Consider the following 10081-nt stretch of genomic DNA (forward strand, 5'->3'; position numbering starts at 1 on the left):
GCTGGCGAAGGAGGCGACGGAGAGACCGACGAGGCGTCAGCCTCCGCACTTGTGGCGGCGCAGCTCCTCCAAGGTGGCCGCCTTGCCGGGAAGTTCGGAGCGGGCCGGGGCCATCAGGCCGTCGAGGAACAACTGCACGTGCCGGTGCGCGAACTGGTCGAAGACCTCGATGTCCTTGCCCGGGAGCGGTCTGGTCAGCTGGGCCAGCGCCACCATCACATCGCCGACGGCGATGTCGGACCGCAGCTGTCCGGAGGCGCGTGCGGCCGCCATCAGCTCTTCGATGCCCCGGTCCAGCCGCTCACTCGCCGCGATGTGGTCGGGATGGGTCGGGTCGACGGCCTCGGCGAAGAGCGAACACAGCGCTCCCACCCGCTCGTCCACGGCGGCGTGGACGAAGCGCCTCAGCGCGTGGAAAGCATCGGGCTCCTCGGCTCGTGCTGCCTCGGCCCGGTCCGCGAGACGGCCCAGGACGAAGAGGGTGACGTGGCGGATCAGCTCGGCGCGATCCGCGAAGTGCCGGTACAGCGTGGCATTCCCGACCCCGGCGCGTCGAGCGATTAAATCGAGCGACGCCTCGACCCCGTGCTCCACGAACACCTCGCGGGCGGCGGCGATGATCCGCTCCCGGTTGCGCACGGCGTCCGCGCGGAGGCGGGGCCGCTCGCCGGTGGTGGCGGTCGTGGTCACGGAGGTCTCCTTTCTGCCGTTTTCTGCCGGGTCACCGAGCTCTGCGTACCGACGCATAAGCGGGGAGCGACTCCCCGTTTCGTTCGGACAGACAGCTAAACGGGGAGGGCCTCCCCGGTTATTTCCGGCGCGGGATGTGTCCTGCGTCACCACGCCGTGGACCGAGCCGTGGACCGAGCCGTGGACCGAGCCGCAGGCCGCTGATCCGTCCGCTGATCCGTCCGCCTGACCGGGCAACCCGTCTGCCGCAGCCGGGGGGCGCCCGGGCGGCGCGCGACAGAAAGTGATCACAAGTGATCACGGATGAGCGCCCGGACAGCGGGCCGCGCCCCGGAGGTACCCCGCATGAGATCCCTGGCCATCGCGGTCCTGGTGCTGACCACGCTCACCCTCAGCGCGCCGCTGCCCTCCCGGGAGGGGCCCGCCGCGGCGCTCGGCGGCGGGCTCGGCTCCGCGGCGAGCGGCGGCGTCCGCCCGTCCGGCCCCTGCGCGCTCGCGGGCCGCACCGACAGCGTCTCCGAGTCCGCGCGCACCCCCGCCGGGTACGCCCGCTCGTACGGCACCGTCCGCGCCGTCACCTTCCTCGTCGACTTCCCGGACGCGCCCGCCAGGATCAGCCCGCGGGAGCGCTACGCCGAGTTCTTCCCGGCGGTCGCCGACTACTTCCGGACCGCCTCGTACGGGCGGCTCGACTACCGCTCGACCCCCGTGCTGCGCTGGATCCGCATGTCACGCCCGTACGCCGCGTACGGCATCACGCGCGGCGCGCCCTTCGAGGCCACCGGCGGGGGCGGCTACCGCGCGATCTCCGCGGAGATCCTCGCCGCCGTCGGCCGGAGGATCGCCCTCCGGCGCTACGACCTCGTCAACGTCCTGATCACCCCGAACGCCGGGCCGCCCGCCGTCCAGGACGTACGGTCCGTGACCTTCGCGGGCGGGCCCACGGGGGTCACCACCCACGACGGCGCCCCCTTCGAGAACGTCTCCTTCATCTGGAGCAGACAGACCGGCGACAGCCCGTACCGCGTCCTCAACCACGAGAACGGGCACGCCTTCGGCCTCCCCGACCTGTACTCCGCGCACCCCGTGCGGGGCCGTACGCCCGTGGGGCACTGGGACCCGATGGACGAGGACTGGGGGCCCGCCAACGACTTCCTCGCCTGGCACAAGTGGAAGCTGGGCTGGCTGGCGCCGGGCCAGGTGCGCTGCCTGTCCTCCCCCGGCACGCGCGTGGTGGCGCTGACCCCGACCTCGGTCCCGGGCGGCCCCAAGCTCGCCGTCGTCCCGCTCTCGCGCACCCGCGCCGTCACCCTGGAGGCCCGGGCGCCCGGCCCGGTCGACCACGCCGTCTGCCGCCCGGGCGTCCTCGTCACGACCCTCGCCACCGACACCCCGTCGGGCGCGGACCCCGTCCACACCGTCGACGCCACCCCCGGCAGCGCCGGGTGCTACCGGGGCGACCTGAACGTCAACGCCGGTCTGAGCGACGCGACGTTCGTCCAGGGGCAGCGGACGACGGTGGCGGGCGTACGGATCGAGGTCCTGGGCGGCTCGCCGAAACGGGGATGGCGGGTGGAGGTACGCGTTCCGCGCCGCTGACCCACCCGTCCACCCACCGGCAGATGGCTTACGCCACCTCGATGCCGTGGTCCTGGACCAGCGCCGAGAGGCCGCCCGGGTAGCCCTGGCCGCCGACGACGAAGTCCCAGTCGCCGTTCGCGCGCCGCCGGAAGGAGCCGAGCACCAGCGCCGTCTCACCCGGCCGCCCGTCGGAGACCTCCAGCTGCCCCAGCTCCGCCCCCGCCGCGTCCGACAGCCGGATGCGCGCCTGCGTGAACTCCGACAGGTCGGCGTCCGGGTTCACCTCCGGGTCGATCGCGGCGGCCAGCACCAGCCGGTCCGCGGCCGCGGGCAGGGCGTCGAAGGCCACCCGCAGCGCCGCCTTGTCCCCGCCGGTCGCGGGCACGGAGCGCACCGAACCGTCCGGCGTCGCCGGGTTGTTGAAGAAGACGAAGTGCTCGTCGCCGAGCACCCGCGAACCCTGGCAGACGAGCGCGCACACGTCCAGGGCGACCCGCCCGGCCCACGACATGCCCAGCACGTTGTGGTCGCCCGCCGCCGTCTCCGGCTCCGCGACCGGCTCGGGCCCGGGCACCGCCGACGCGGCGGCGGCAGCGGCGGCCCGCCGGGTCGCGGCCGTGGTCCCCGCCCCGGAGCCCAGCCGTCCGCGCAGCCCGTGCCGCGCCAGCAGGGCGACGAGCTCCTCCCCGGAAACCAGGGTGAGCGGCTTGCCGTTGGCGAAGGTGTACGACCCGGGGCCGAACCCTGACGTCGTCACCAGCACGCCCTTGTTCGCACCCGCGCCCTGCACCGTCCCGAACAGGTCGCGCACCGCCGTCGGCGGCACCGTCTTGCGGTACCGCTTCACCTGCACGATGATCCGGCCGCCGCTGATCGGGTCCGGGTCCATGGCCTCGACGTCCACTCCGCCGTCGTTGGAGCGCGTCGTCATCACGGCCTGCATCCCGCGCGCCCGGAACAGCTCGGCGACCAGTGCCTCGAACTCGATCGGGTCCATCTCGTACAGATCCGGGTCGTCACCGCCGCCGTGCGAGACCACGGCCCGGCCCACCTCGTCGGGCATCCGGCCGGGCCGCACCGCCGCGAGCTGGTCCGGACGCGCGGACAGCTGCCCGCCGAGCCCGTCCACCAGGCAGTCGACCGCGCTGACCTGCGCCAGGTGCAGCCCGTCGAAGACCTGCCGGGAGACCTGGACCGCCGCCAGCACGATCTGCGCCCTGCGCCCGGTCACCGGGTCGTGGTCGTCGACGAAGCCGTTCAGCGCCACGGACTCCAGCGCCCCGAACTCGTCCGCCGCGAACACCTCACGCACCGTCAGCAACATGCACTGCGCCAGCACGTCCCGGTACACGGCACGGCGCTGCGCCGCCGGGCGCGCCGTCTCCTTGTCCTGGTCGGCGGTCGGCATGTAGCGCACCGCCTTCGCCTCCGGCACGATCTCGTACCCCGGCAGCTCCGTCGTGAGCACCAGCTGCCGCGCGCCCGGGTCGTACGCGGCCGTCACCTGGTGCGGGAACTCCTCGGGCCAGACGGGCGAGGCGTAGAGCGCGGCGGAGAAGTAGTCGCGGACCGCGTCGGGGTCGCGCTCGCGCAACGCGTCCGCCGTCTCCGCGACACCCGCGTTGTACTGCCGGATCTCGGCGAGGCGCCCGGCCGCCCACTGGTCGTACTGCTGCCGGTACACGCCCAGCTGCTGCAGCCGCTGCGCCTCAGCGGCCTGCGCGGCGTGCCAGTCGCGCTCGAACTGCTGCCGCGCGAAGCGGTATTGGGCCGGATCCGGCATGGTCACCGGATGGGCCAGGTGCCCGGGCTGGAACGGCTCGATCTCCTCCGGTCTGCGCAGCGCGGCCACGGTGAACGGCCGCTCCCGGCACCCCGCCGCCAGCAACCCGGTCAGCTCTGCGACCCGGGCCTCCAGCTCCTCCGTGCGCTGCCGGGCCTCCGCCTCCCTGGCCTGCCGGTACGCGGCCCGCTGCTCGCGGTCGAGCCGGGCGGACTCCCGCTCGTAGGCGCGCTGCTGCCGCTCCTGTTCCCGCTGCGCCTGCATCCGTTCGCGGTGAGCGGCCTCGCGCTGCCGCTGCTGCTGACGCTGTGCCTCTGCCCAGAGGCCTATCAGTCCATTGGAGCGACGACTCATGCGGAAACTTGTCCTCCCCTCGGGACACCCCGTGCGCCCCGGATCGACCGTATTCCGACTCTAGCCGCGCCGATGATCTCTCAAGGTCCACTCGGACGAGTGATGTGCGCATTTATGGGTACGTGCTTAGTCCATGAACACCTTGAGCCGCTTGAACCGCTTGAACCGTATGAGGCTTTGCGCCACCACGGCCGCCGCGACCGCGCTTCTGGTGACAGCCGGTCCGCTGACGGCATCGGCCGTCGCGGCCGGCACTGCCGACACGGCCGCCCCGCCCGTCGCTCCCGCCGCAGTCCAGGCACAGCAGTCCCGGGCCGAGGTCCGGGTCGACGCCTTCTTGCGCGACTACCGCCAGGCGACGCTCCACAAGGGCAAGCAGACGCCTGCTCAGGTGCGTGCGAAGTACCTGACCCCGGAGCTGAACAAGCGCCTGGACGCGTGGGCCGACCTCCACGACGCCGACCCCGTCTTCCGCGCGCAGAACGTCCCGGACTCCTGGACCACCCGTTACGAGGGCAGCGGCATGGGCCACACCACGGTGGTCGTCACGGAACGCTGGGGCAGCGGTGCCACGCAGGACGTCTGGTACCAGGTGCGGCTGGACAGCCTGGTGATCTCGGATCTGCAGGACCCGCCGAAGTGACGCGCGGGGGGGCATGCGGGGCGGCGTGCGAGGCGGCCCCTTCGCCCCCCCTCAGGCCGCCGCCATGGCCGAGGAGCGGGCCGGTACGAGGCCGCGCCGGGCGGCGGCCCTGGCCTCCTGGGCCAGCTCGGCGAACCTGCCGGCCAGGGGATGGGCGCCCTGGACCGGGCGCGCCAGGGCCAAGGGCGCACTCGGTGGGCCGATGACGGGCAGAAAGACGACGAGCGGGTGAAGCCGGCGACGGAGCACAAGGTCGGGCACAAGCCCGACCCCCCTGCCCGCGGCCACCGACTCCAGCCATTCGTCGAAGTTCCGGCAACGCGTCGAGGCCGCCCGGGCCCGGGGACCGGCCCATTCCTCGAAGGCCACGCCGGTGCCCGGGAGCATGAGCAGTGGGCGTTCGAGCAGCTCGCCACGGGTGACCCGGTCTCGCCCGGACAGCGCACAGGCGGAGGACATCGCCGCGACGTAGGGCTCCTCGCCGAGACGAGTGACATGCGTGCCGCCCGCCTGCCAGTGCCCCCGGACGATGGCCAGGTCGACGGCTCCTCGGTCGGAGCCGAACGTCGGCTCGTCCTGCCGCACCAAGTCCACGGCGACGCCCGTCTCCTCCTCGAAGCGTGCGATGGCGGCATGCAGCCACCCATCGGGCAGCAGCCAGGAGAACCCGAGCCGCAGTGGTGCGCTCGTACCGTCGGGTAGCAGCGCGGACTTGAGGCGTGGAAACAGATCGATCAGTTTCTCGCGCAGTTCCACCCCGGCGCTGCTCAGACAGACCTCGCGGGTGGTCCGGTCGAAGAGACGAACGTTCATCAGTTCCTCGAGGCGGCGGATCGAACGGCTCAGCGCCGGTTGCGTCGTGTCGAGTTCGGCGGCCGCGCGGGTGAAACTCAGGGTGTCGGAAACCGCGAGAAAATCCCGCAGGTGCCGAAGGCCGACATCCATGGCTGACATCGCTGCTCCTCTTCCGGACCCACATCCCCCTGGCAGGCCCAGGTCGACCATACGTACGGGCTACACGGAAATGGCGGGCGTGGGCCAGAGGATCCCCGGACGGACCGAAGGAAACACCCGGGTACCGCCTTCGGAATACAGGGCGGGGCCCACGGAGCACCCCGCACCTCTGCGGCTCACCTGTTCGGCGGGGACAGGACCGAGGCGTCGACCGCCTTGTTCACCGCATCGATCCGGGAGACGGCTCCCAGTTTGCTGAAGACGTTCCGCAGGTGCCGCTTGACCGTACCCTCGCTCAGTGCGAGCTCGCGGGCGATCTGACGATTGCTCATCGCGCGGGAAACCAGGCGCAGAACCTGCACCTCCCGGCCGGTCAGACGGGCGGGCCCGGCATCCGGCACGGCGGACACGGACGCGGGAGGCGCCTCTCGGGGCAGCGCGACGTGCACGGTCTGATCGTCCGCGGCGGCCGCGCGGATCGCCCCCGCGAGAGCCTGTCGGTCCACACCCTTGTGCAGGTACCCGCTGATCCCCAGTCGGCTCAGATGCTGCATGAGCTCGGTGTCGGCGTGCATCGTGAGGATGATGACCCGGGTATCCGGTGCGGCGGCGGCCACCTTCCGGATGATGTCCCCGGGCTCGCTGCGCGGCATCTCGACGTCGAGGAGGAGGACGGTCGGCTGGTGGGTGCGCACCGCCTCGACCGTCGAAGGGCCGTCCCCGGCCGTGGCGACGACCGTGAAGTCCCCCTCCATACCCAGCAGATCTGCCAGGGCCTGGCGCAGGAGCGTGTGGTCGTCGGCGATCACGAGACGGACGGACGGACGGTTCACGCGGCGCCCTCCGTGCCGTCGCGGTGGCTCGGTATGCACAGCGTCACCCGTGTGCCGGCTCCGCTGCCGCTATGCCAGTCGACCGAGCCGCCCTGGAGTCCGGCCCGCTCCCGCACCGACGACAGGCCGCTGTCCGTCCGGGGCGCGAGGGTGGTGGGGTCGAAGCCGATACCGTCGTCCTCCACCGTCGCGTTGATCTCGTCAGGTGTGATGTCCACCCAGACGACAATGCGTTCCGCCCGGGCATGGCTGAGGGCGTTGCGCAGACACTCCCGCAGGATGACGAAGACCTCCTGGCGGCGGTCCGGGGCGACCCAGCCCTCATCGCCGCAGACCACGACGTCGACGCGGACCTGATGGGTGCCGACGGATTCGAGGAACTCGTTCAGGGAGGCTTCGAGGCCGGTCCCGGGAATCCGGATGCGCAACCCGTTGACCAGCGCCTGGATATTGCCGATGGCCTCCTGTACGGCGTTGTGGGCACCGGCGAGACGCGAAGGGAGAACGCCGTCCGTCTCTTCGGCCGCGTGCAGTTCCAGGAAGCGGAGGGCCGTGGCGAGGGCATTGCCCAGATGGTCGTGCACATCCCGGGACAGCCGCAGCCTGTCCGCCGTGTTCGCCTCCCCGACCTGGGTCAGGAGGTAGGAGTGGTACCCCCGCATCAGGGCCTCGACGCGGCTGCCGACGCTGCGGTTGAACGTGTGCAGGGTGAGCAGGAGCAGGTCCTCGCCCCGCTCGGGAGGAGCTTTCGCGGCCGCCTTGCGCAGATAGGGCAGGCTCACGTCGAACAGCACGCTGCAGGCACGGATCACGGCGGCGGGGTGGACGGACCTGGAGGCGTTGCGCAGCCCGAGCCGTGCCGATGTGACGAGGGCCCGTTCGTCGGGCTGCCGCCGGCCATGACGCAGGGACGCGGCACAGTCCTCGATGATGCCCCGCGCCTGCTGACAGGTCTCGTCCCACACAAGGGGGTCGGCGATCTCGTTACCGCGGTCCTGCAGAGCCTTTCTCAGGTCCGCCAGGATGGCGGGCTCGTAACGGCTCAGTGCTTCGGAGACAACCCCGCAACTGTGGTCCATATGTGTCAGAACGCCCCCTACGCCCGGCACTTGCCGCCCCTGCTTCCTGCGGCAACACATGGCAAAGGACGACGTGCAGGCCCGCCGCCCCATGGTCACTATAGGCGGCGGGCCGTACGGCGTCCTACGGGGAGAGCGAAGACCTTCCCGTCCCGGGCTGTGGGATGTCAGCAGGTCAAAGCGCCGCCTCGGGTGCGGCCTCCGGGGACGCCGTCCGGTCCGGGCGCCGGGCCGCCGAGATCCGGACCCCGGTCACCTGGAGCAGCAGGCCCGCCAGCGCGAAGCCCGCGGCCCACAGGGGCAGCACCGAGCTGTCCCAGCCGAGAGAGAAGGCGACACCGCCCAGTCCGGAGCCGACCGCACTGCCCAGGTAGAGCGCGGATTCGTTGAGCGCCACAGCCACCGGGCCGCCGTTCTCGCCTCGGGCCGCGAGCAGGTCGTTCTGCTGCGGGACCTGGAGCGCCCAGCCCACGCCGCCCCAGACCGCGATGGGCGCCAGGGCGATCAGCGGGTGGATGGCCGCCATGGCGCGGAAGGCGAGCAGCGAGAGGACGAGCAGGACGAGGATGCCGACCACGAGGGTGCAGGGGCGCGGAGCCTTGTCGACAAGGCGGCCGATCAGCACGCTGCCGATGACGCCACCGATACCCCAGGCCCACAGGTAGGGGGTGACGTTGCCGACGCTCCCCATGCCGTCGCTCTCCATCACGGGGGCGAAGTAGGTGTAGAGGCCGAGGCTGGCCACCGCCGCGAAGAAGGAGACGCCGACGATGGACGCCACCCTCGGGTCCGCGATGACCGCTGCCCGCTGTCGCAGGGTCACCGACGACGTCGCGGGGAGGACGGGCAGGCGGAGGGCCAGGCCGACGCAGGACACGAGCCCGATGGCGGCGACGATCCACAAAGTGGTGCGCCACCCCAGGTGCTGGGCGATGAAGACACCGGCGGGAACACCGAGAACCGTGCCGGAGCTCATGCCGCCCATGATGATGGCCAGAGCCCGGCCACGGCGCTCCTTGTCGATCAGCGACGCGGCGGCCGACGCCGCGAGCGCGAGGTAGAGACCCGCGCCGACTCCCGCGAACGCCCGCGTGATCAGCAGCACCGGCAGGTTCCCGGCCAGGGCGCTGCCTATGTTGGCCAGCGAGAACACCGCGAGGGCGCCGAGCAGTCCGAGCCGCGCCCGGCTGGCGGAGAGCAGCGCGGCGAAGATGGGGGACGCGATGGCGTAGGCCAGGGTGAACGTCGTGACCATCTGACCCGTGGCGGACACGGACGAGTCGAAGTCGTCCGCGATGACTGGGAGCAGCCCGGCTGTGACGTAGGCGTCCAGGCCGAGGGCGAAGGCACCCAGCCCCAAGAGGTAGACGAGCTTCACCAGGGCTCCTTTGTTCGATGATCGTAGTGCAATGGAACATAGCCGGATCGGCGTCGCCGGGCGCAAGCGGAATGGTCGGTTTTCGGCCAGGGAACCCGCGTCCGGGTGTGCGATTCTTGAGAGGTGCGCCGTTACTTCCACCCCGACATCGCGGACATCGATCTGCCCGCCGTGCTCTTCGCGCTGAGTGATGCGACACGCCTCGGCATCGCGGTCGCCCTGGCGGACGGGTCCGAGCGCACGGCCGGTGAACTGGGCGGCGGCATAGCCAAGTCGACGATGACCCACCACCTGAAAATCCTCCGCGAGGCGGGCATGCTGTTCGTCCGCTCCGAAGGGACACGGTGCTACAACTCGCTGCGTCTGGAGGAGCTCCAGAGCCGGTTCCCGGGCCTTCTCGAGCAGTTGCTGGGGCACGCGGTGGAGTGCGGTTACACCTCCCCGGAGGCCCACCCGTAGCGGCAACCCTGTCCTGCCCCGGCCGGGGCAGGGCAGGGCACAGCGGGCCCGGTGGCGGCCGCGGGGGTCGGCCCCGCCACCAGGTCCCGCGTCAGAGCTCCAGGCCGACCTCGTAGGCCGAGAGCCAGGAGTTGAGGGAGAGGGCCATCTCCAGCCCCGAGCGCTCGTACTGTGCGCTCATGTTCCCCAGCGGGGTGCCCAGCAGACGCTTGACGGCCTCCTGGTTCAGCAGCGGCAGCACGGGCGCCTTGGGGTCCGCGAGCACGGCACCGAGTTCGGTGCGCAGGGCCAGCTCGTACGCCGGGTCCTGGGTGGTGGGGTAGGGGC

The 10081-nt window shown here is 71.8% G+C and carries 9 protein-coding genes and 1 pseudogene; 3 read left to right on the forward strand and 7 right to left on the reverse strand.

All coding sequences use genetic code 11. The annotated features are described in order from the left end of the window. Positions 1-36 precede the first annotated feature (36 nt). On the reverse strand, positions 37-690 hold the full coding sequence (locus tag K6I34_RS04685) for a TetR/AcrR family transcriptional regulator (protein WP_229322784.1): 654 nt from the start codon (positions 688-690) through the stop codon (positions 37-39). A gap of 345 nt (positions 691-1035) precedes the next feature. Between K6I34_RS04685 and K6I34_RS04690 the strand changes: the two genes are divergently transcribed. Beyond that, positions 1036-2289, forward strand: a complete 1254-nt coding sequence (locus K6I34_RS04690) for a M6 family metalloprotease domain-containing protein (RefSeq protein WP_229322785.1) — start codon at positions 1036-1038, stop codon at positions 2287-2289. A gap of 28 nt (positions 2290-2317) precedes the next feature. On the opposite strand, the gene K6I34_RS04695 is transcribed toward K6I34_RS04690, so the two are convergent. After that, positions 2318-4408 (reverse strand): restriction endonuclease, encoded by a 2091-nt coding sequence (locus tag K6I34_RS04695; RefSeq protein WP_229322786.1) that lies wholly within the window; start codon positions 4406-4408, stop codon positions 2318-2320. Positions 4409-4577: 169 nt separating this feature from the next. On the opposite strand from K6I34_RS04695, the gene K6I34_RS04700 reads away from it, so the two are divergent. Further along, positions 4578-5051: a hypothetical protein gene (locus K6I34_RS04700; RefSeq protein ID WP_229322787.1), complete on the forward strand. Its 474-nt coding sequence runs from the start codon at positions 4578-4580 to the stop codon at positions 5049-5051. Positions 5052-5102: 51 nt separating this feature from the next. On the opposite strand, the gene K6I34_RS04705 is transcribed toward K6I34_RS04700, so the two are convergent. From K6I34_RS04705 to K6I34_RS04720, 4 genes are all read right to left on the reverse strand, one after another. After that, positions 5103-6005, reverse strand: coding sequence for a LysR family transcriptional regulator (locus K6I34_RS04705; RefSeq protein WP_229322788.1), 903 nt, complete (start codon positions 6003-6005; stop codon positions 5103-5105). Between the two features lie 176 nt (positions 6006-6181). Beyond that, entirely contained in the window at positions 6182-6838 is a 657-nt protein-coding gene (locus tag K6I34_RS38545) for a response regulator transcription factor (protein ID WP_229322789.1), read from the reverse strand. Next, the gene (locus tag K6I34_RS04715) at positions 6835-7917 is read right to left on the reverse strand and encodes a sensor histidine kinase (RefSeq protein ID WP_229322790.1); all 1083 of its coding nucleotides are present in this window, start codon (positions 7915-7917) and stop codon (positions 6835-6837) included. Before K6I34_RS04715 ends, K6I34_RS38545 begins: the two co-directional genes overlap by 4 nt. 175 nt (positions 7918-8092) lie before the next feature. Then, the gene (locus K6I34_RS04720) at positions 8093-9295 is read right to left on the reverse strand and encodes an MFS transporter (RefSeq protein ID WP_229322791.1); all 1203 of its coding nucleotides are present in this window, start codon (positions 9293-9295) and stop codon (positions 8093-8095) included. Between the two features lie 123 nt (positions 9296-9418). Between K6I34_RS04720 and K6I34_RS04725 the strand changes: the two genes are divergently transcribed. Beyond that, positions 9419-9754, forward strand: a complete 336-nt coding sequence (locus tag K6I34_RS04725; protein ID WP_229322792.1) for a helix-turn-helix transcriptional regulator — start codon at positions 9419-9421, stop codon at positions 9752-9754. A gap of 91 nt (positions 9755-9845) precedes the next feature. On the opposite strand, the pseudogene K6I34_RS04730 reads toward K6I34_RS04725, so the two are convergent. Then, positions 9846-10081: pseudogene (locus K6I34_RS04730) on the reverse strand (asparagine synthetase B); the annotation flags it as partial.

The organism is Streptomyces sp. UNOC14_S4 (assembly GCF_020740835.1).
GTDB lineage: Bacteria > Actinomycetota > Actinomycetes > Streptomycetales > Streptomycetaceae > Streptomyces.

What these genes read in the sequence shown, in the direction of transcription:
- K6I34_RS04695 (WP_229322786.1), bottom strand. Translation starts at nt 4,408, where the DNA reads ATGAGTCGTCGCTCCAATGGACTGATAGGCCTCTGGGCAGAGGCACAG.
- K6I34_RS04705 (WP_229322788.1), bottom strand. Translation starts at nt 6,005, where the DNA reads ATGTCAGCCATGGATGTCGGCCTTCGGCACCTGCGGGATTTTCTCGCG.
- K6I34_RS04715 (WP_229322790.1), bottom strand. Translation starts at nt 7,917, where the DNA reads ATGGACCACAGTTGCGGGGTTGTCTCCGAAGCACTGAGCCGTTACGAG.
- K6I34_RS04700 (WP_229322787.1), top strand. Translation starts at nt 4,578, where the DNA reads ATGAGGCTTTGCGCCACCACGGCCGCCGCGACCGCGCTTCTGGTGACA.
- K6I34_RS04690 (WP_229322785.1), top strand. Translation starts at nt 1,036, where the DNA reads ATGAGATCCCTGGCCATCGCGGTCCTGGTGCTGACCACGCTCACCCTC.